The sequence below is a fragment of the Liquorilactobacillus ghanensis DSM 18630 genome (assembly GCF_001435235.1).
Classification (GTDB): Bacteria; Bacillota; Bacilli; order Lactobacillales; family Lactobacillaceae; genus Liquorilactobacillus; species Liquorilactobacillus ghanensis.
In genome coordinates, this window is the sequence record NZ_AZGB01000016.1 from 142,355 (window position 1) to 163,681 (window position 21,327).

Here is a 21,327-nt window from a genome sequence, read left to right on the forward strand (position 1 = left end):
TGATTAATTGACAATAAGCATTAAAGCTTATTCTTTAGCTTTGATCCATTGCTGGATTAATTGCTTATGTTCAAACATTACCGGCAATAAAAGAATAAGGGCCAGCAAACCACAAGCTGGGAAACCGAATAAGCCGGATGTTAGATCCATGACACCACCAGCGTATAGACTGCCAATCGGTGTGGAACCTTGATTTAAAAGAACATAGACGCTCATGATCCTTCCGCGTAATTGATTGGGAACAGAATATTGGAAAGAAGCGTTCGATTGGTTTAGAAAAATCATATTGCTGAAACCAATGATTACCATGATTATAAGTGCCAAACCGTATGTATGGACTAAAATCATTGCTGACTGGCTTAAAACGGCTACTAAAGAAATTAAAATATATAAACGACGATTAGTTCCATTTTTTGCCAAGTAGCTCATGGTAAAGGCGGCTATTAAAGAACCAACTCCCACTGCTGATAGCAAATTAGCAAAAACCTGCGAACCGGCATGGAGAACGGTTTTAGCATAAACAGGAATGATGACGTTGATATTAAAATTCAGAGTGCAAATAATCATCATTAGTTCGGCACTAAAACGAACATCGGGAGTGTGCGTAACATAATGGAGTCCCTCGGTAATGCCGGCAATTACACTTTGGCGTTTTATTTTAGTAGCTGCACCGGTATTTTTTACGAAAAATAACCCGCATAAAACGGCAGCATAACTGCAAGCATCAATGAAAAAGCAAAAGGTGATATTGAATTTTGCCATTAAGATGCCGGCAATTGAAGGCCCGATAACTTTAGCTAAGTTAAAAGCAGAAGAATTTAATGAGATGCCATTCAGTAGATCTTGTGGGCCGACTAATTCAAAAACAAATGATTGTCTGGTGGGATTGTCAAAACTTTGCAGGACGCCATAACCTAATGCGATCAATAGAATCTCCCAGTATTTAACTACCTTGAAAAAGACAAGGGCTGTCATAATGGCACCTAAAATTAAAAAACCGCTTTGGGTGATCAACAAGATGTTCCTTTTGGAAAAACGATCTATGACAGTTCCGGCGATTAAAGTTAGAATTAAAATTGGGATAAATTGGCAAGCTGATAGAACACCAACTAAAAAGGCCGAATTAGTCATTTTGTAAACTAGCCATGTTTGGGCGGTTCGTTGAATCCAAGTACCAATAACAGAAATACATTGGCCAAACCAAAAATTTCTAAAATTTCGCGAGTGAAGTGAAGAAAAGGTATTGGTTAATAAATTTGAAAACACATCATAGGATTCCTTTCTGTCAAAAAAATAGATAAAGTTCTGCAACTGAAGACTATGAATAAATAAATAATTTCTAAGGATCATCAGAAATCTTTTGGCTGATTCTGATGGATTTTACAAAATAAAAAGCCACTGTCAACGATAAAAAAAACAGTGTTTACAGCATACTTATAAAAATGTTAAAACTAATATACTAGAATCTAGAATTTTAAACTCTAATTTTTCAATATCTCTTAAGTGAGTGCCAAAAAATTATAGCATGAGGAAATGCTGAAAAAGCAGGGGTCAGTTGGAAAAACTGATCTTAAAACGAATTTGTTCACAATATCAAACGAGACTGGACAAAATATTAATTTTGTCATAGCCCCAAATTAAGTTTAAGTTAAACCAGTTTTGTTTACACAATAGCCGAAAAATTAAAAAATATTGAAATGGATAGAGTAATTAGGTGCCCTATTTCGGCTGGGTAAGCAACTGTTATTTATACATAAATAACACTTAAAATCCGTCAACAGATAGCCGACTGATTGGTTTTAGTCAATGATGCTTGACTAACGATGCAAACAATTCTTAGAATAGAAAATATAATTTATAGCAATCATAAATCAAAAAATTATTAAATACAATTCGATGAATTTATCTATAGACAACTAACTGTTGTTTTTAACTAACTTTTGTTTGTGTTTTTAGTTCTTAATTGACAGCGCAGAGAAAAATATATATGATTATGTCACTTACAACTTATAATATAATTACTAAGAAGAGATAAGTAACGATAAAACTATCTTAAGAGAGCTTGTAACTGCTGAAAGCAAGCGTTATGTATATCGAGAAAATGGTCTTGGAGTAATATATTGCTGAGCAGCTTTGAGTAAGGCAATATTGGATGGATTCCATTAGAAATTCTAGATATATTTCATTTTTTTAAATGAGTATTTCTTAAGGCATTTTAGCGTGAGTTAAAATGTGAAGCTAGGTGGTACCACGAAAACAATTCGTCCTTGAAAGTTATATTTCAGGGGCTTTTTTGATTTGATCAGATAAGGAGCGATTTTATGGGAAAATATGTTGTAAATTCAAGTATCAGAAATATTGGTTACCAAGTTGGAACACAAGCGGGTGTTCATCGCTATCTGATGGATGAACCAACAACTGCTCGGGGAACTGATGCTGGTCCCAATCCAGTCCAGTATTTAATTGGGGCAGTAAATGGGTGCTTGACAATTACTGCGCAATCAGTTGCCAAGAAATACCGCATTAAACTGGAAAAATTCAATGTTCGTTCAGTGGGGAATGTTGCCAAGCACGCAGATGGAACGTCAGAAGTAGATGAGATCAGCGTTAATATTACTTTTAAAGCAGATATTACCGGTAAAGCGAAAGATGATTTTCTGGCGGAAACATTAGCTAAATGCACAGTGCATAAAACATTGGCAGCCGGAGTAAAATTCACTTTCAATTTTGAACAAGAATAATGGAAAATGGAGAATATTATGAAAAGAAAAGGTTTAGGCAAACTGGCAATTTCATTAGCAATTGGGGTTTCATTTTTGAGTGCTTGTTCAGCTAAAACAAGTGCTGCTAAGCAGAAAACCACGTTAAATTTGATGCAGACTTCAGAGTTAACAACCCTTGATAATACTAATCAAGCTACAATGTCGGAGTTTTCAACTTTGACAAATTTAGATGAAGGACTGTACAAGCTTAATTCCCAAAATGAGGTTGTGCCAGCTCTCGCCAAAAAAGTTGCTAAACCTGCAAATGGTGGAAAAACTTATACGATTCAATTACGTAAAAATGCTCGCTGGTCTAACGGGGATCAAGTCACTGCACAAGACTTTGTTTATTCATGGCGTCGTTCGGTGGATCCAACAAATAAACCGGTATATACGTATGTGTTTAGCGGAATTAAAAATGCTGATGCGATTGCTGCCGGAAAGATTTCGCCAACCCAATTAGGTATTAAAGCAATTGGAAAGTATAAGCTGCAAATCAACTTGGAACATCCGATGCAATCATTTAACAAATTGGTAACGATGCCGGTTTTCTTACCACAGGACAAAGCTTTTGTTCAAAAAGTCGGGACCAAAAAATATGGAACAAACGCCAAATATACAGTGTCTAATGGTGCATTCAAGATTACTAAGTGGACTGGCGTAGATGACTCTTATTCGTTAGTTGAAAATAAGTATTATTATGCAAAAAATCAAATCAAATTGAAAAAAATTAATTATACGACAGTAAAAGATGATAATACTGCGTACAATCTTTTTAAGACCAATAAGTTAGATGATGCAACCGTTTCTGGTGTAGTTGCTCAAGGATTGCAGAATAACAAAAATTTGAAAAAAGTAAGTCGCGCTTGGACGTATTATTTACAAGTCAATCAGGGTTCCGGCAGGCCTTTAGCTAATGCTAAGTTACGAAAAGCAATCTCGCTGATAATAAATCGCAAAGAGCTGACGCAGAAAGTTTTGGGTGATGGTTCAACTGCTGCTGGCAGCTTTGTTAGCCCTAAAACGGCTACCGATCCAACGACTGGTAAAGATTTTAGCAAGGAGACAGCTGTTTCTACACAACAGAATGTTAAAGAAGCAAAGGAATTGTGGAAAGAAGGTCTAGCGGAAATTGGTAAATCTTCAGTTACACTAAATTTGATTGCTGAAGATACTGAAACGCAAAACAAGGTGGCTGAGTACATTCAGAGTGCTATTCAAAGTAATTTGAATAATGTCACTGTCAAAGTTCAAGATTTACCAGCTAAATCACTTTCGAATAAAAAAGCAGCTGGAGAATTTGATTTAAGTCTTTGGTATTGGTTAGCGGATTATGCTGATCCAATTAATTATCTGGGAATTTTGACAACTGGCAACTCAATGAATTCAGGAAAGTATTCGGATCATTCATTTGATTCGTATGTTGAAAACGCACAAACTGCAAAAACCAAAGCTGCTTACTGGTCTAATCTGAGAAATGCTGAAAATCAATTGCAAAAAACAACTGGTATTATTCCGCTGTACTATGTTAAAGAAGATCATTTGGTTCAGGACGGATTAAACGGTGTAATCTATCATACAGCTGGGTTTGCGGATTATACCCGCGCTTACTGGAAGTAATTTGAAATTTTAACTAAGGATGAGAAGTTTAAATTAAAGGTGCATTTTTAAATTTTATAAACTACAATGGAATTAAGAATAATTCTAAAGTAGGGAGTAATTGAATGATTTGGTTATGGATGCATCTACTAGCTTGGTTGGTATTGCTAATCATTGTGGTTTTAGCAGTTTTCAGCAAAGATGGTGCGGGTAAAGCACTAAAAATGATTGCACGGCTTTGTTATGTAGTTGCAATTATTAGTGGAATAATGCTTTTGAAATATGCATGGGAATCGTCGCCCGTTCTGTCGATCGTAAAAATTATATTTGCGGTTGGTCTAATCGGTTTTTGTGAAATATACTTCAGCCGGCAAAAAGATATGGGCAAGCTTATTAAAATTTTGCTGGTGGCAGCAGTCGTGATAGTTGGGATTATTGGTTTTATTTTAGCCGGTGGACGCCCATTTGTTTGAACGATATAAAATAAAGGGCGCAGCGAATGGAGATTAATATGAGCATATTTTCCGCTCATTCCTTGATTAGTTGTTGAATAAAAATTAAACATCCTTATTCTGCATATCGTTAATTACAGATGTAATTAGCTTGATAAAAAAAACTAATTTCAAACGATTATGATTGATTCACGTATGGTTGCTCTTTTAAAATTACAGAATCTATTCCATTTACTTTTATTCTGCTTCTTTGCACTTCATTTTTGTTTCATGTTATAATGAACTTGCAAAGAAAGAATAAACGTTTTTACACCAAAGCCCTTAGCAGTCGCAAGCTACTAAGGGCTTTTTTAGTGGGCTAAATGTCGCCTATTTAACCAGTCCGTAAACCACGCTGTTATCAGCGCAACCGCAAGTGGGGCAAAGAAAGAAGTAAACAATTTCTACACCTCCCAACCGTTGCAGATTGGATAGGCAACTTTTTCATTATACCTTATTTATCGTCTTTGCCACCAGTGGCGTTTTGAGGCGTTTTTAGCCGTTTGGGGCTTATTTTTCTACCTTATCCGTGCTTAAATTGGCTCTATTTTCAAATGATTTTAATCGCTTTTGTGTTCCTGACTCTAATTGTTATTGTTGATTAAGCAACTTGCAGAAAACGGATATATACTGCTTTAATTGTGATTGGTTGGCCTAAAACGGGTTATGCTGAATGCTGAGTTGACTCAGGAATCGCATGACCCGCTTAAGTTGATTTATGTTATAGATATTAACGACTACTGTGATCCTGTTATCTATTCAGAGATGCGTGAATTATTTATTATCAAGCGGCATAGTTTTTTTCATGAACCACTCAACGGTTTTAGGATCTTCATGATCGAGCATGTTTTTCTTTAAATCCAGTGCTTCAATTTGTGCCAAGTCATCATCGGAAAGATTAAAGTCCCAGATATCAAGATTTTCTTCAATGCGTTCCTTATGAGTTGACTTAGGGATAACAACGATGCCATTTTGAACTAGAAATCTTAAAGCTACTTGAGCAGCTGTCTTTTGGTATTTTTTGCCGATGTTGACCAGTGTTTCATTGGTAAAGAGATTGTAGCGGCCTTCAGCAAATGGTGACCATGCTTCAACTTGGGTGCCGTACTTCTTCAAATACTTACGATCAACTTTACGTTGGGAAAAGACATGGTTTTCGATTTGATTGACGGCAGGAACGACTTTAGAGAAGTGGATTAGGTCGATATAGCGATCCGGATAAAAATTGGAAACACCAATTGCCCGTAATTTACCTTCCTGATACAGATCTTCTAAGGCATGGTAAGCTGCGTAGTAGTTACCAAATGGAACGTGTAGTAAGACTAAATCGATATAGTCGGTCTTCAGCCGCTTCAAAGATTCTTCAACGGCCGCCTTGGTTTCTTCATAGCCGTAGTTTGTTGGCCAAATTTTAGTTGTCAAGAAGACATCCTTGCGGTCAACAGGGCTTTCTTGAATCGCATCACCAACTGCTGATTCGTTCTGGTAGCCTTGGGCTGTATCAATTAAACGATAACCGGTTGCCAGTGCTTCTTTAACGGCGCGCTTGCATTCTTCCAAGTCATTTATTTGATAAACGCCAAATCCTTCCATCGGCATCTGAACACCATTGTTTAATGTAACTGTTGGAATTTTAACCATAGTGGGGCCTCCTAAAGTGAGTCTGAATTGTTTTTGCTCTTATTTTTTACTGATGGCAATTGAATCATTTAGATACTGATCAGGATTTAAAATCAGTTGTGAAATAAAGTTGGCAACGGTGGCACGAGAAATCGGGTGCCCCTGTAGTTGCTCATTGCGACCGTTAATAACGACTTCTTGAACTGCCGAATCATTGGTTAGTGCATTGGGGCGGATAATCGTTGTGACAATGGTACTCTGATCGATAATGTCGGCACCCCGACGTTCATCACCAAAGTAGCTATTAGGATCGTCAGCCTTACCATAAATAGCTTCTGCCTGAGTGCGGCCATCTTTTGCTATCTCATTATAAATACCGGCAGTGGCAACCCAAATGAGACGCTTGATCTGCGCATTTTCAGCAGCCTTAATAACGGCTGCGGCCATTTTAGCCATTGGGTTTGGACCTAAGTTAGCGTAAACGATATCTTGACCAGCCATTGCTTGTTGCAGTGCGTCTTCATCCAAGACATCTCCAGTAATGACTCTTCCTTTGACAGCGTTACCTAATTTACTTGGGGTTCGTAGGAACTGGGTTAAGGTCACTTGCTTGTTAATTTGAGTGGCAACTAATTTGGCAATATTACCACTGGCACCTAAAATTAATACATTTGTCATTGTTATTTTCACCTCTATGAAAAATTACGAATAGTTTACTTTATATGAGCAATCTTATCTATTGTGGCTGAAACCAAGCTGATAACTTTATTAACTTGGATCACTGAGTCTTGATTTCATCATCGATACCAATTTCAGTCGTGAACGACGGATTTGACAAAAAATCATTTCTCGACAGCTTTGGTAAGTTGAGCGACCAGCTTTTGGTTGACTGCTAGTGCTTGCCGATACTGGTCAATACTAAATCCATTACGATCAAAGCGGGTAATGATTGACTGATGAATAGCAGCTTCCTGTTGTTGACCTTTTTCAGTTAGAGCAATTAATAATTGCCGCTTGTCCTCAGTGGGGTGGATTCGCTTTAACCAACCTGTTGTTTCCATTTTTTTAAGCAATGGCGTCAAGGTATTACTAGATAAATTGAGCTCATTGCCGATTTCATGCAAGTTCTTTCGGTCCCGTTGCCAAAGCGAAAGCAAAATAAGGTATTGTGAATAAGTTAATCCAAATGGTGCTAATGCCTGCTTATAAAATCTGTTGAACAATCGATGGACATTATAGATGGAAAAGCAAAGCTGGTTCGCTAAGTCGATCTCATCAAGTTTCATATTAACCTCCGATATTAATCGTGCACGATTAATTAATATCGACTATAAACTATTCACCTCATAAATGCAACATATAGAAACCGTTTGGGATCTTCAGAAACATCGCAGTAGGATTGAAATAAAGGCTAAGGCCATCATGATGGAGGTGCCTTCTCCGAATATTTTATCTTTTGATGTTCCTTGTTAAGATTAAACAATGGTTACTGATTTTATATTAACAAGTGAAGCAGTTGAAAGTGTTACAAAAAGATACATGAAAACCATTTTGATATGAAACTCAAAAGTGAATTTAAATATGATAAAATCTCAAAAACTTAGCTTTAGGGAAAAAGTACTTTTTTATTTTGCTCAATTTACTTGTTATTGGGAAAAAGAGTTTTGATAGTCAATATATGAGCAAAGTTACTTTATTTTTGAAACTATGTGTATTAAAATTCTTTTTTTAATAATAATATTCATTTTTAGTTGCATTTTATACGTTATGAGTTTATATTAATTCTGTAAGAACTTGAACGTTTAATTGCATTTAAATTATGGGGGACTGAACATGAAGAGAAAAAGTTGGTACAAAGTAGTTTTAAGTTTACTAGTTGTTGGTTTGATTTTCTTGGCAGCTGGTTGTTCGAATAGCAGCAGTAAAACTAATGAGGTCAAAAAGATCCAGAACCGTGGAACTTTGGTTATTGGAACTTCCGCTGATTTTGCACCATTTGAATTTCCAGTTGTTCAAAATGGTCAAAAGAAAATTATTGGTTACGATATCTTATTGGCACAGAAGATCGCTAAAAATCTTGGGGTTAAGTTAAAAATCGAAAATGTTGAGTTCTCATCACTGATTTCTGAATTAAAAGACAAGAAAGTTGATATGATTATCTCAGGCTTATCAGTTACCAAGCAGCGTAAAAAGAGTATCAGCTTCTCTGAACCGTATTACACTACTAAAAATGTTCTGCTTGTCAGAAAGGCTGATAAAAACAAGTATGATTCACTTAATCAATTAGCCAAAAAGAATATCGGAGTTCAGCAAGGTAGTACACAACAAGCAGTTGCCAAGAAGAAACTTAAAAAGAGCAATCTTGTAGTTGAAAGTGTTGTGACTAGTCTGGCAACTGAATTAAAGGGTAACAAACTTGATGGGGTTTTAGTTGAAGGTGGCGTTGCGGAAGGTTATGTTTCCAAATATCCAGACCAGTACGCAATTGCTTCTGTTAAAATGCCAATTGAAAAAGAATCGCAGTCATATTCGGTAGGAATTGATAAAAGTAATCAGGCTCTGGTTAAGAGAGTTAACACCGTTATTAGTAAGTTGAAGAAAGATGGTACTGACAAGAAGATGTTTGATCAAGCAAAACAATTGCAGCAGAAATATAATAAATAAGTTGATTAAAGAATCGGGTTTGTTAAATATTGCAAGATACAGTATTTCAGATCTTCTGCAAGTGATACTGGTAAATAAATTATTAAAAATGATATAATCTGAATACTTAAGCTATCTGTTCTGCGGAATAGGTAGCTTTTTTGATTGTTCCAATAGCTTTAGTCATTTCAGAATGCTAAATTGACGCTTGAGGTCTCGGGGGTGGTCATGACGGCTGTATTAATTTCAGTTTTAAGCATCTTACAATGATTTACAATTCTTGGTTCAAATATTAATTTTCAAAGTGGCTCAATTTCAATATCATAACGGGTCATTTTTTAGACAGGAAAACAATCAACGATATAAATAAGCAGTTTGCATTATTAAAAAAAACAATGATTTTAACTGTTTTTACCATAGCCATTAGCTTATTATTTCAATAAAAATGTGCTGATATTATGGTGCTGAGTTATTCTAGAAAATTTTAATATTCAAGCTGAACTGTTTCTTCTAAATGTAAAGGGAGTAACTTCAAAATACTTCCTAAAACAATTTTGAAAATACGATTGACTGGAAAAATTAAGATAATTTGATATTTCAGCAATTGTCATATCAGTATAAGTCAATAAATTTTGCCCTTCTATTAACTTCGCTTCCAAAATATATTGATGGATAGTTTTACCGGTTTCTTTTTTGAAAGTTCTGCCAACATAAGAATTGCTGCGATTACAGAACTTGGCAACATCGGCAATCGTCGTAGTTGTATTAACGCGACCATCAATAAAATTCATCATTCTTTGAACCTCTACGGAGACAGTGCTGATTTTTTTATTTTTGATTAATTGACAAAAGTCAATGAGCATATTATATTGCAGCGCTAAGATTTGATCGACTGAACTAAGCTTTTCACACTTAATAGTATAGTTATCAATTAGCTCGTAGACATCTTCAATTGCCATTCCTCCGGGTATGGCAGCTTGGTTACCAACTTTGACCAAAGTACCGATAAAAATATTTTTAGTTTGTCTTAGTGGTGTTTCTCCCATTTTTCCGGCATGTAGGAAGGATTTTGACATTTTATTTTCTAAGAAATTAATTAAATTTTTCTTTTGCCCACGACGAATGTAATTTAACATTTCTTGTTCCAAAAAGTAGGTGTTATGCAGATTATTACTTTCAACTTTATGGATTTTTTGTTTTGTTTTTTGAGTGTTTATATTTTTAATTACATGTGTGTTTAAAAGTTGGAAATGTTTACTGGTTGTAAGCATTTTTTTATTTATAAGATAATTAGTCAAAATTAGAAAGTTACTAAATGAATTTAAATTAAATTTAGGGGAAAACACATCTGCTGCAATGTTATGAATTTCTGTTAAATCAAATTGGGATAGATTGAAATCTTTATCTAGTCTATTAGGAGTAAAAGAATCGTTTATTACAGGTCCGATTATAATGTAATCTTTATTATCACGAATTTTTATTTTCCCATAAATGATTTCTGACTCAGGTAAAAATAAGCTAGGGTTCTTATTTGAATCAAAATACTTATTTAAAGTTAGGATTTCTTTTTTACTTTTGATAGTGGGAGGAAAAGTAAACAATATTTCGCGCTGATTTTGTACATAGATAATAGGTATATAGAAACTTGCATACAATAGAGAACAAATCTTGTAATTTAATGACATAATAAAACCTCCTTTAAATAAAATTAAAGTATATTTTGTAACCGCCTACATTATCTCACTGATTTTACAATATATGCTTTTTTTTTACAATAATGCAAACTTAAAAGTAACTAGTATTTATTTATGAAAGGGATTACAGGCTATAGGTAAGGAAAGGAGATTAGGATGAAAAAAATTAATTTTAATAGGCAGTGGAATTTCAGCAAATTAAAATCAGAGTCATTTACTGTGACTCATGATGCAGAGAATAAAGAAAAAATTCTTACGGTTGATTTACCTTATGATGCAATGATTCACGAAAAAAGAAACGCCAAAACAAAGAATGGAGGTCAGACTGGTTATTATCCTGGGGGGATTTATCTTTATACAAAAAAGTTTTTTGTACCAAAAGAATTTCAAAATAAACAGATAATGATTGAATTTGCCGGGATCCAAGGTATTTCGAAAATATTAATTAATCATGTTTTTGCTAAAACAAGTTTTAACGATTATGAAAGTGAATTTATAAACCTGAATAATTTCTTGAAATATGGGCAAGAAAATGAAATAGAAGTGATTGTAAATAATTCGGTTGGACAAAATAGTCGTTGGTATAGCGGTAGTGGTCTTTATCGGGATGTTTTTTTATACCTTGCAAACAAAACATATATTCCAATTTACGGCACTAAGTTACAAACAATTTATGCAGATCAAGCTTCTGCAACAGTCAGTATTGATGTAAATTTGAAGAATTTGGATATTAAGCAAACGGCTGTTTTAAAATTAGAAATTTTTGATTCTACCAATCAGCAAGCGGTTGCTGCGGGTAGTTATTCTGTAACGCTAGATGGTCAAAGTGAAGTGCACGTTAATCAACAACTAAACATCGAGCACCCGCATTTGTGGGCGCCTGAACATCCTGCTTTGTATGTTGCTAAAGTAACGCTTGCCTCTGAGAAAAAGATATTAGATCAAGAACAAATTAGCTTTGGTCTGCGAACTGTAAAAATTGATGCTAATCATGGTTTCTTACTCAATGGTAAATCAATTAAATTAAGAGGAACTTGTTTACATCATGATAACGGAATCCTCGGAGCTGTTTGCTTAGAAGATGCTGAGAGAAGGAAACTTAAGCTCCTGAAAAATGCCGGTTTTAATGCTATTAGAGGTTCGCATTTTCCTATGAGTGATCGTTCACTGCAAATTTGTGATGAATTAGGTTTATTGGTACTTGATGAATTAACTGATGTTTGGAATCAAGGAAAAAATGTTAATGATTATTCTAACTACTTTCATGAATTTTGGAAACACGATGTTGCACTAATGGTCAACAAAGATTTTAACCATCCAAGTGTGGTTATGTACAGCACCGGTAATGAAATTAAAGAAGCCGGTACGCCGTTGGGAGCAAAAATAAATCGAGAGCTTACTAATGAATTTCATAAATTGGATCCAACACGTTATGTAACTAGTGCAGTTAATGCAATTGTTGCTGCTGATAAGCAGTTTAAAAATATTGTTACTGATACTTTGTCAAAAGGAGACTTTGTTGCTGATAACAAAGATTTTACAAAGCAAACTGAGTCTTCCAAAAAGGACATTAACGAGCTAAATGGGATGCAAAGTGTTTTGGTTGGTCCTTTAGCTAACGCGATCGCGGTTAATCCTCAAATTACAGCAATGCTCAATGAATATGTCGAGGCTAATGATGTTGTTGGATATAACTATTTGACCGGGCGATATCTTTTTGAACACGAACATTTTCCTAATCGGGTAATTTTAGGTACAGAAACATTTCCAGCTGATATTGCCTCCGCTTGGAAAATTATTAAACGGCATCCGCATACAATTGGTGAATTTACATGGATTGGTTATGACTACTTGGGTGAAGCAGGGGTGGGAATCTTTTATTATAATGGCCAGCAAAATTTTCAGCCGCAATATCCTGATCGGGCTGCTTATATTGGCGATATTGATTTAATTGGTAATCGTCGCCCGATGAGTTATTACCGAGAAATAGTTTATGGTTTGCGTCAGCAACCTTATATTGCGGTTGAACGCTTAAATCATTATGGAGAAGAACCAAGCAAAACACCATGGATGTGGAAAGATGCGATTAACAGTTGGACTTGGCCTGGTTTTGAAGGCAAGCCGGCAATTGTAAATGTTTGTGCAGCGGCTGATCAAGTGGAACTGTTTCTCAATGGAAAAAGTCAGGGCAAAAAAGCAGCTGGCGAAGAACATGATTTTTTGGCAGTCTTTAAAATCAATTACGAACCTGGAGAGTTGGTGGCGGTTGGTTATAAGAATGGAACGCCTTGTGAGAAAACAACATTAGCAACTGTTGGGAAACCACAGCAGTTAAAAATTACGGTTGATAAAACTGAGTTAAAAGCAAATGGAGAAGATCTAGCGTTTTTGATGATAAGTTCAGTTGATGAAAATGGGCAATTGAATCAATTTGATGAAGCTGATGTCTCAATTGAAACATCAGGGCCATGTAAATTAGTTGCTTTTGGAAGCGCTAACCCTTCTTGCGAAGGCAATTATTTTGATCGTACTTGGAAAACTTTTGATGGTCGTGTTTTAGCGGTAATTCGTGCAGGAAGTCAAGCCGGTACAACGAATATTCGAGTATCTGCAGGGGGGTATCCGGATGCAAAGATAAAAGTAAAAAGTAATTCTGTTGATGAAAATTTCGGTGAAATTTATTAGGAGGTAGATTAAATGGAAAACAATTATGACAAAAAGATGATGGGAAGATGGGACTATTTAGGTGATGCTCTAGGTCAAGTAGGGTTGAGCATTATGACATTGACGGTTGGCCAAATGACCTATTTTTATACAGATAAATTGGGTTTAGCCGTTGGGATGGTAGGTGTTTATTTAACGATTGAAAAGATATTTGAAGTTATAGTCGGTATCTTTTTAGGCGATATGGTTGATAAATCTAATTTGGGCAAAAATAAATATACTGCTTGGATGGGCAGATTAATTCTTCCAGCAGCTATCGCTTTTATTCTATTATTTACTGTCCCAACTTCACTTGGTCAAAATGTTTCCGGCATCTATGTTTTGACTACCAATATACTGGTAATGGCTGTGATTTCTTCTCTAATAGCAACGCCGTACGCATCTTTACAGGTAGTTCGGACTAAGAATCGGGGAGAACGCAGTCTCATAGGAACTTTTAGATCATTAGCGTCTTATTTATGTGGAATGTTAGTTACAATTGGAATTATTCCAATTACCAATATGCTTGGTGGGGATCGCTATGCATGGTTGAAATTTGGTGTTGGTGCAGCAATTATTATGGTAATAACTCTATCAATTTGTTATTTTTCAAGTCGAAATAAAACATTAATGGAAATTCCGATTGATGAGAAAAAACAAGAAAGTTTAAAGCGAGACTCGATAGTAAAAAATCTGCTAAAACTAGTTCGCAATAAATATTGGGTCATGGTATTTTTTATTAATATATTTCTTCAGATTAATTTCACACTTTCTGATATGTCAGGTGTTTATTATATGAAATGGATTTTTGGCGACGATAATTTAGTTGCCGTGGTTGGAGGCATGGCGCTTATTCCAACTATCCTTGGTTTTATAGTTTCCACACCACTGGTTAAAAAATTTGGTGTTATGGTGACAATGCGTGCAACTGCTTTAATTTGGATTGCTGCTCTACTAGTTAAAGCGCTAATACCTGCTAATTTACCAATTTTTATGGTGTCAAGTGTTATAAGTACTTTTGCTTCGATACCAGCTATGACACAAATGGGTGTTATGTCAGCAATGGCAATTGATTACAATGAATATCTTTATGGTGAAAATCTTGTAACGTTAACTAATGCAGCTGTTGGAATGGGAAATAGACTTGGCGGAGCTATAGCAACAATGCTTTTAAGTGGTAGTTTAGCTGTTGCTGGATATAGTAGCCAAATGACTGTAGTATCAACGGCATCAAGATACGCAATTTATGCTTTTTCTAATTGGATTCCGCTAATTTCAGCTGTCTGTGTGTTATTAGTTTATTTGAAGTTTGATATTGAGAAAAAATTACCACTTCTGCAAAAAAAAGCAGCTAATCAAGAAAATTAAGATAAAGGAGAATATTTATAATGAAAAAATTTAAAGTTTATAGTCCAGATAGTCCTGAAGAAACCAAAATGGAGAAGCAGCATCGAGCATTGGCAAGAAAAGTTGCAGCAGAAAGTATCGTTCTTTTGAAAAATACCGGTGTTTTACCGCTAAAAACACAGAAAGTGGCACTTTATGGTGCTGGAGCACGAATGACGATTCGCGGCGGAGCAGGTAGTGGGGATATGCGTGAACGCTACAGTGTCAATATTGAAGAAGGTTTGCAAAATGCTAATGTAACCATAACCAGTAAAGCTTGGTTGGATCGCTTTCAAAGTGATTATCAAAAACAAAGCGATGATCGGCGAAATTTAATTGAAGAAAAAATTAAAGACTACACTCAAAAAGATGTTTTAAAAATGTTTGAAGTAATTGCAGCGGTTCCGCTTAAATATCCAATTGGTTCAAAAATTGCTCTTGAAGAAATTCCACAAGATGATACGCAAAATGCAATTTATGTTGTTGCTAGACAAGCAGGCGAAGGTCATGATCGCCATGTTGAAAAAGGAGATTTTTTACTAGACGATGTTGAAGTAGCTAATATAAAATTATTGGCACAAAAATTTAAAAATCTAACTGTAATTGTTAATTGTGGTAGCATGATTGATTTGTCACCATTAGACCAGATAGATAATATTGGTGCAATTTTATTTGTAGGCCAAGTAGGTACAGAAGGTGGCAATGCGGTTGCTGATGTCCTTTTAGGAAAAGTGACACCTTCAGGGAAATTGGTGGACACTTGGGCTAAGAAGTATACTGATTTTCCAGCGGCAGAAAGTTATAGTTATCTGGGATCTGATTTAACCAACGCTGATTATACCGAAGGAATTTATGTTGGTTATCGGTACTTTGATACATTTAATGTTGCGCCAAGGTATCCATTTGGATTTGGTTTGTCGTATACGACGTTTGATTTTAAGTCAACTTCTCAATTGATTAAAGGTTCTTCAGTCAAAGTTAAAACTCAGGTTAAAAATATTGGTGACACTTATTCCGGTAAAGAAACAATTCAGTTATATATTTCTAAACCAGGAATTCAAGTTCAAAGTGAAAAAATTGCTCTGTGTGCTTTTGAAAAAACAGCAAATTTAAAACCGGGAGAGACAGCAGAATTGACCCTAAGTTTTGATTTGAATGACGTTGCTGTATTTAATGAAGAAAAAGCACTGTGGCTTTTAGAAAAGGGTGACTATACACTGCTTTTGGGTGATTCATCACAAAATATTTCACCAATTGCCGTTTTAAAAGTTTCACAGGATATTGATGTTGAAAAAGTGGCACATATTTGTCCTAAAACCCGTGACTTTAAAGAATTAGAAGTTGCTAAAGGGAAAACTCATGTTGCTGCTGGTGATGTTCCTAGTTTGACAGTCGATCCGGCTGCTTTTAAGCTGATCGAGCATTCATATCAACCGAGTACGGCTGAGCCAACCGCTAAAACAACTGAAATATTAAATAACTTAAATATTGAAGACTTGGTTACTTTATGTGTTGGGGGAGGACAGTTTGACAAGTATTATAATTTAACACCCGGTGTAGCAGGTAATACAACTGCAGCATTATTGGAAAAGGGTATTCCTAACATTAATTTGAGCGATGGTCCGGCTGGTTTAAATGTATTAACGGAAACTTTAATTACCCCAGACGGTATCCAAAAATTTTTACGAAAAATCCCAGATAGTAATAATTGGGGATTTATTAGAAAAATGGCAGATTATGCAATCGCTAAGCCTCAAGAAGGCAGACCGGTATATCAGTTTATGACTGCTTGGCCAGCTGTTGTTAATCAAGCACAGACTTGGGATCCAGATTTAGTAAAACAAATTGGATCGGCAATTGGGGCAGAAATGTTAGAAATCGGTGTAAGTTTGTGGTTGGCACCAGCTATCAATATTCATCGTAATCCGCTTTGTGGACGTAACTTTGAATATTATTCTGAAGATCCGTATCTGACAAGTGTTATGGCCAGTGCAGTTATTGAAGGTGTTCAGAGTCATCAGGGTGTTGGTGTCACTGTAAAGCATTTTTGCTGCAACAACCAAGAGGAAAACCGGGATCATATGTCAGCCAATCTTTCTGAAAGGACGTTAAGAGAAATCTATACTAAAGCATTCAAATTTGTAGTTAAACACGCACAACCCAAGGCGGTTATGAGTTCGTATAATAAGGTAAATGGAGTTTATACAGCAAATAATTATGATTTGCTGACAAAATTATTAAGAAATGAGTTTGGTTTTACTGGAATAGTGATGACAGATTGGAATGCAGCTGCGGAAGGTAAAGCAGATTATCAAAAATGCCAAGCTTCAGGAAATGATTTGATTATGCCAGGCTATCCAGTTGCACGAGAATCATTATTAGCAGGATTAAAGAAAGGAACGATTCCTGAAAAAGCAATTAAGACAAGTGCAATCAGAATTTTAAATTTGATTTTTTCTAGTGCGGTTGGGGAGGATTTTTAGATATGAAGAAACAAGTTTTTAATCCTTATTTGCCCAGTACGGAATATGTACCTGATGTTGAACCACGGATTTTTAACGATCGGTTATATATTTTTGGCAGTCATGATCGTTTTGGTGGTGATGATTATTGCATGAATGACTATGTCGGTTGGTCAGCACCACTTAATGATTTATCCAACTGGCGTTGTTCCGGAATAATCTTTAGAAAAGACCAACAACCATATACTGGAAACCTGTATGCTCCAGACTGCGTTCAAGGATTGGACGGAAAGTATTATTTGTATTTTTCACCAGCAAACTCTTCAGTTATCGGAGTTGCCGTGTGTGATGAACCTGATGGAAAATATGAATACCTTGGTGATGTTCATTATGAAAATGGAGAAGCACTTGGTACTAGAGATGGTGATTATTTTCAATTTGATCCGGCAGTATTAATTGATGATACAAAGATATTTCTTTATTCAGGTTCCGGCCAAACAAGTATCCAAGATCAGGTCAAACAAAAAATTGCAGGTTTGACAGTAACTGAATTAGAAGAAGATATGTTGACTGTCAAAAGTCGGCCTAAAGTTATTATGAATGCTAATGAAACCTGGAAAGCTCCTAATTTTTTTGAAGCAGCTTCCATTCGTAAAATTAACAAACTATATTATTTAATTTTTTCTGCAACAAATGCTACTGGCCTTAATTATTGTATAAGTAAATATCCTGATAAAGGGTTTCACTATCAAGGACCAATTCACTCGACATCTGATATTGGTTATCATAAAAGAAACTTTCTCCAGGCAAATTATCCAGTGGGAAGCTCGCATGGAGGAATTGTGGAAATTAAAGGCCAATGGTATATCTTTGATCAGCGAGTAACGAATCACACCTATTTTACTCGGCAAGGGGTTGCTGAACCGATTAGATTTAGCCCGGATGGCTCAATTGAACAAGCCGAAGCTACCAGCTGTGGTTTAAATAATGGTCCCTTAATAGGTTTAGGCGAATATCCGGCTTATATAGCTTGTAATTTGATTGGTGGGAAAAATGTTTTTGGACCGAGAGATCCTGCCAAAATGCCTTATATTACTCAAGATGGGGAAGATCGTAATGATGGTCCTGATCAATATGTGGCAAATATTCACAATAATGATGTTATTGGTTTTAAATATTTTCGATTTGATCAGCAAATAAAAGAAATTAGTATTACAACCCGTGGTGATGGTGATGGTAAACTAGTTATTTCTTTAGATCGTCAAGGAAAATCCAAAGTTGGAATAATAAATGTCGGTTCTTCGGCCCAATGGGAGAATCATGTGGGGACAATTAAGCATCTTACCGGTGTTCAATCAATTTATTTTAAATTTAAAGGTCAGGGAACATTAGCGTTACGTGATTTTAATTTTATACCAGTAGTTGATCAAGAAGTTTTATCATAGATGAGATTTAATAGCAGTCAAAAGCAAAATGATACTACGGAGATTAACTAACAATTATTGACGACAGGGGGATTAAATCTTATGGACAAGATACAAGAAATTTTGCAGCAGCTTTCTTTAGAAGAAAAGATAGCACTCACAACAGGAGCAAATAATTGGCAGACAGTTTCGTTTGAAAAATATGGTGTACCTTCAGTTGTAATGAGTGACGGTCCGCATGGATTGAGAAAAGAACAAGTTGATGAAAACAATCCTAATGTTTTTAATTCAGTAAAAGCAACCGCATTTCCGACAGCTAGTTTGGCGGCCTGCAGTTTTGACCGTAAATTAGTAGGGCAAATGGGGAAAGCTTTGGGCGAAGAATGTATTACTCAAGGTGTTGATTTATTGTTGGGTCCTGGGGTCAATATAAAGCGTTCACCAATTGGCGGGCGGAATTTTGAATATTTCTCAGAGGATCCTTTAATTTCTGGTGAACTTGGCGCAGCTTATATTAATGGGGTGCAAAGTAACGGCATCGGAACTAGTCTTAAGCATTTTTTTGCTAATTCGCAAGAATTTCGTCGAGTTACCGGTTCATCTGACGTCGATGAACGTACCTTAAGAGAAATTTATCTAACTAATTTTGAAATAGCTGTAAAAAAGGGCAAGCCTTGGACGGTAATGGCAGCTTACAACAAAATAAATGGTTGTTTTGCTACTGAAAATGCAAAATACAATGAAAATGTATTGCGTGATAAATGGGGATTTAAAGGCGCCATCATTTCAGATTGGGGTGCTACTCACGATCGAATTAAGGCTTTAATTGGCGGAACTGACCTTACAATGCCTAAAGAACAAGCAACAGCTGAGGTTGTTCAAAAAATTAAGCATAGTCCTGAACTGCAAAAAGTACTTGATCGAAATTGCGAACGTCTACTTGCTTTGGCATTAAAAGTAAAAGAACAAAGAGATAAAAGAAAGAAAGAGTCGTTTAAACGTTCATTAAAGCCCTTAGAAGTTGCTCAAAAAGTTGCCGAAGAATCTCTAGTGCTGTTGAAAAATAAAGATCAAATCTTGCCTATATCTAAAAAGCAAAAAATAACTTTTATTGGAGATTTTGCTAAAAATCCAAGATATCAGGGCTTTGGTTCATCGCATGTTAATTCGATTCATGTTATCTCGGCACTGGAGGCTGTTTCAAAAATAACTGAAGTATCTTTCAGTCAAGGATATCGAGAAGACGGGCAAGATGCTTTACAGTTACGCAGTAAGGCTGCGGAAAAAGCGAAAAAAAGTGATCTGGCCGTAGTGTTTGTTGGCTTACCGGAAACCTATGAATCTGAAGGTTATGATCGTAGCCATATGAAACTTCCAGAAAATCATGTGAAATTGATTGATGCTGTTAGCAAAGCCAATCCGAATACGATTGTTGTCTTGCAAAATGGCTCCCCGGTTGAAATGCCTTGGGCTGACAAAGTTAAAGGTATCGTTGAGATGTATCTTGGTGGAGATGCCGGCGGTCAAGCAATTGTCAATGCTTTGTTTGGCATTGTTAATCCTTCGGGACGTTTGGCTGAGAGTTTCCCATATAAGCTTGAGGATCATTCGTCATATTTATTTTTTGGCGGTGAAGGCGACCACGTTGAATATCGCGAAGGTGTATTTGTTGGTTATCGTTATTTTGAAACTAAGAAAATGCCAGTTCGTTATCCATTTGGTTACGGATTATCATATACAACATTTGATTATACTGATTTAGTTGTTGATCAAAAAGATGATAAGGCATCGGCTAAGGTGACGGTAACCATAACGAATAGTGGCGATCGTACTGGAAAAGAAGTTGTTCAGCTTTATGTTAGTCCGCATAAAGGAAATATTATTCGACCAGTAAAAGAATTAAAAGGTTTTACTAAGGTAACGCTGCAGCCTAAGGAAAGCAAACAGGTTTCTTTTGAACTTGATCATCGTTCTTTTGCATATTGGAATGTGGAAGAAAAAGATTGGTCAGTTGAAACCGGTGACTACGACATTATCATTGGCAAGAACGCTCATGAAAACATTTTAGTACAAACGATTCATATAGTAGGAGATACGGTAAAAAACCAGAAATTAACTGAATTATCAACAATTGGTGATTTATTGAAAAATCCTAACGGTGTTAAATACTGGGAGAAAATATCCGACCGCTTTTTTGAGGCAGTTACTGAATCAGGATTTGCCAATCAAAAAACTGATACTAAACAGGTAACCGCAGACGAATTGGAAGAGCAAAAGAATAACGATATGTATAAATTATTATTATCACTTCCAATTACGACTTTGAGTCAGATGATTCCAGAGTATTCTTTGGAAAAATTAAAGCAGGATATTGCAGAGGTAAATCATGGCAGTTGGCGTTTGTATTAGAAATAATAAATATTTGATTAAATAGTTTTAATCAATGCTAGTTTTTAAAATAAATTTTTATACCAATAAGGCGTTTATTTTCAATAGAGAATAATAACTATAACTTATTGATTAATAACACAGGAGAGAGCTAA

General features: G+C 35.7%; 14 protein-coding genes and 1 other annotated feature. Of the genes, 9 read left to right on the top strand and 5 right to left on the bottom strand.

Going from position 1 to position 21,327, the window contains the following annotated elements:
* Positions 1-27: 27 nt before the first annotated feature.
* Complete coding sequence (locus FC89_RS06200; RefSeq protein WP_057871682.1) at positions 28-1,266, bottom strand: MFS transporter; 1,239 nt, start codon at positions 1,264-1,266, stop codon at positions 28-30.
* Positions 1,267-2,014: 748 nt separating this feature from the next.
* Positions 2,015-2,272 (top strand) — a binding site (T-box leader).
* 49 nt (positions 2,273-2,321) lie between these two features.
* Between FC89_RS06200 and FC89_RS06205 the strand changes: the two genes are divergently transcribed.
* The 3 genes from FC89_RS06205 to FC89_RS06215 all read left to right on the top strand — a co-directional run bounded on the left by FC89_RS06205 (position 2,322) and on the right by FC89_RS06215 (position 4,834).
* A complete protein-coding gene (locus FC89_RS06205; protein ID WP_057871683.1) occupies positions 2,322-2,741 on the top strand; it encodes an OsmC family protein in 420 nt (139 codons plus the stop codon).
* Positions 2,742-2,759: 18 nt separating this feature from the next.
* Positions 2,760-4,382, top strand: coding sequence for a peptide ABC transporter substrate-binding protein (locus tag FC89_RS06210; protein WP_057871684.1), 1,623 nt, complete (start codon positions 2,760-2,762; stop codon positions 4,380-4,382).
* Positions 4,383-4,486: 104 nt separating this feature from the next.
* Entirely contained in the window at positions 4,487-4,834 is a 348-nt protein-coding gene (locus tag FC89_RS06215; RefSeq protein ID WP_057871685.1) for a DUF1516 family protein, read from the top strand.
* A 792-nt stretch (positions 4,835-5,626) separates the two neighbouring features.
* On the opposite strand, the gene FC89_RS06220 is transcribed toward FC89_RS06215, so the two are convergent.
* The 3 genes from FC89_RS06220 to FC89_RS06230 all read right to left on the bottom strand — a co-directional run bounded on the left by FC89_RS06220 (position 5,627) and on the right by FC89_RS06230 (position 7,758).
* Complete coding sequence (locus FC89_RS06220) at positions 5,627-6,493, bottom strand: aldo/keto reductase (RefSeq protein WP_057871686.1); 867 nt, start codon at positions 6,491-6,493, stop codon at positions 5,627-5,629.
* 39 nt (positions 6,494-6,532) lie between these two features.
* The gene (locus FC89_RS06225) at positions 6,533-7,150 is read right to left on the bottom strand and encodes an NAD(P)H-binding protein (RefSeq protein WP_057871687.1); all 618 of its coding nucleotides are present in this window, start codon (positions 7,148-7,150) and stop codon (positions 6,533-6,535) included.
* A gap of 164 nt (positions 7,151-7,314) precedes the next feature.
* Positions 7,315-7,758, bottom strand: a complete 444-nt coding sequence (locus FC89_RS06230; protein WP_057871688.1) for a MarR family winged helix-turn-helix transcriptional regulator — start codon at positions 7,756-7,758, stop codon at positions 7,315-7,317.
* 547 nt (positions 7,759-8,305) lie between these two features.
* Between FC89_RS06230 and FC89_RS06235 the strand changes: the two genes are divergently transcribed.
* Positions 8,306-9,136, top strand: coding sequence for a transporter substrate-binding domain-containing protein (locus tag FC89_RS06235; protein ID WP_057871689.1), 831 nt, complete (start codon positions 8,306-8,308; stop codon positions 9,134-9,136).
* Between the two features lie 470 nt (positions 9,137-9,606).
* Here FC89_RS06235 and FC89_RS06240 read toward each other — a convergent pair whose 3' ends face one another.
* Complete coding sequence (locus FC89_RS06240) at positions 9,607-10,800, bottom strand: helix-turn-helix domain-containing protein (RefSeq protein WP_057871690.1); 1,194 nt, start codon at positions 10,798-10,800, stop codon at positions 9,607-9,609.
* A 165-nt stretch (positions 10,801-10,965) separates the two neighbouring features.
* On the opposite strand from FC89_RS06240, the gene FC89_RS06245 reads away from it, so the two are divergent.
* From FC89_RS06245 to FC89_RS06265, 5 genes are all read left to right on the top strand, one after another.
* On the top strand, positions 10,966-13,494 hold the full coding sequence (locus FC89_RS06245) for a glycoside hydrolase family 2 TIM barrel-domain containing protein (protein ID WP_057871691.1): 2,529 nt from the start codon (positions 10,966-10,968) through the stop codon (positions 13,492-13,494).
* A gap of 12 nt (positions 13,495-13,506) precedes the next feature.
* Positions 13,507-14,880, top strand: coding sequence for an MFS transporter (locus FC89_RS06250; RefSeq protein WP_057871692.1), 1,374 nt, complete (start codon positions 13,507-13,509; stop codon positions 14,878-14,880).
* Positions 14,881-14,900: 20 nt separating this feature from the next.
* A complete protein-coding gene (locus FC89_RS06255) occupies positions 14,901-17,381 on the top strand; it encodes a glycoside hydrolase family 3 protein (RefSeq protein ID WP_057871693.1) in 2,481 nt (826 codons plus the stop codon).
* A gap of 2 nt (positions 17,382-17,383) precedes the next feature.
* Positions 17,384-18,805 (top strand): family 43 glycosylhydrolase, encoded by a 1,422-nt coding sequence (locus tag FC89_RS06260; protein ID WP_057871694.1) that lies wholly within the window; start codon positions 17,384-17,386, stop codon positions 18,803-18,805.
* Between the two features lie 81 nt (positions 18,806-18,886).
* The gene (locus FC89_RS06265; RefSeq protein WP_057871695.1) at positions 18,887-21,193 is read left to right on the top strand and encodes a glycoside hydrolase family 3 C-terminal domain-containing protein; all 2,307 of its coding nucleotides are present in this window, start codon (positions 18,887-18,889) and stop codon (positions 21,191-21,193) included.
* The last annotated feature ends 134 nt before the right edge of the window (positions 21,194-21,327 follow it).

Bases quoted from the DNA above. Each gene is read 5' to 3' on its own strand.
- FC89_RS06205 (WP_057871683.1), top strand. From the start codon at position 2,322: ATGGGAAAATATGTTGTAAATTCAAGTATCAGAAATATTGGTTACCAA.
- FC89_RS06210 (WP_057871684.1), top strand. From the start codon at position 2,760: ATGAAAAGAAAAGGTTTAGGCAAACTGGCAATTTCATTAGCAATTGGG.
- FC89_RS06215 (WP_057871685.1), top strand. From the start codon at position 4,487: ATGATTTGGTTATGGATGCATCTACTAGCTTGGTTGGTATTGCTAATC.
- FC89_RS06220 (WP_057871686.1), bottom strand. From the start codon at position 6,493: ATGGTTAAAATTCCAACAGTTACATTAAACAATGGTGTTCAGATGCCG.
- FC89_RS06225 (WP_057871687.1), bottom strand. From the start codon at position 7,150: ATGACAAATGTATTAATTTTAGGTGCCAGTGGTAATATTGCCAAATTA.
- FC89_RS06230 (WP_057871688.1), bottom strand. From the start codon at position 7,758: ATGAAACTTGATGAGATCGACTTAGCGAACCAGCTTTGCTTTTCCATC.
- FC89_RS06235 (WP_057871689.1), top strand. From the start codon at position 8,306: ATGAAGAGAAAAAGTTGGTACAAAGTAGTTTTAAGTTTACTAGTTGTT.
- FC89_RS06240 (WP_057871690.1), bottom strand. From the start codon at position 10,800: ATGTCATTAAATTACAAGATTTGTTCTCTATTGTATGCAAGTTTCTAT.
- FC89_RS06245 (WP_057871691.1), top strand. From the start codon at position 10,966: ATGAAAAAAATTAATTTTAATAGGCAGTGGAATTTCAGCAAATTAAAA.
- FC89_RS06250 (WP_057871692.1), top strand. From the start codon at position 13,507: ATGGAAAACAATTATGACAAAAAGATGATGGGAAGATGGGACTATTTA.
- FC89_RS06255 (WP_057871693.1), top strand. From the start codon at position 14,901: ATGAAAAAATTTAAAGTTTATAGTCCAGATAGTCCTGAAGAAACCAAA.
- FC89_RS06260 (WP_057871694.1), top strand. From the start codon at position 17,384: ATGAAGAAACAAGTTTTTAATCCTTATTTGCCCAGTACGGAATATGTA.
- FC89_RS06265 (WP_057871695.1), top strand. From the start codon at position 18,887: ATGGACAAGATACAAGAAATTTTGCAGCAGCTTTCTTTAGAAGAAAAG.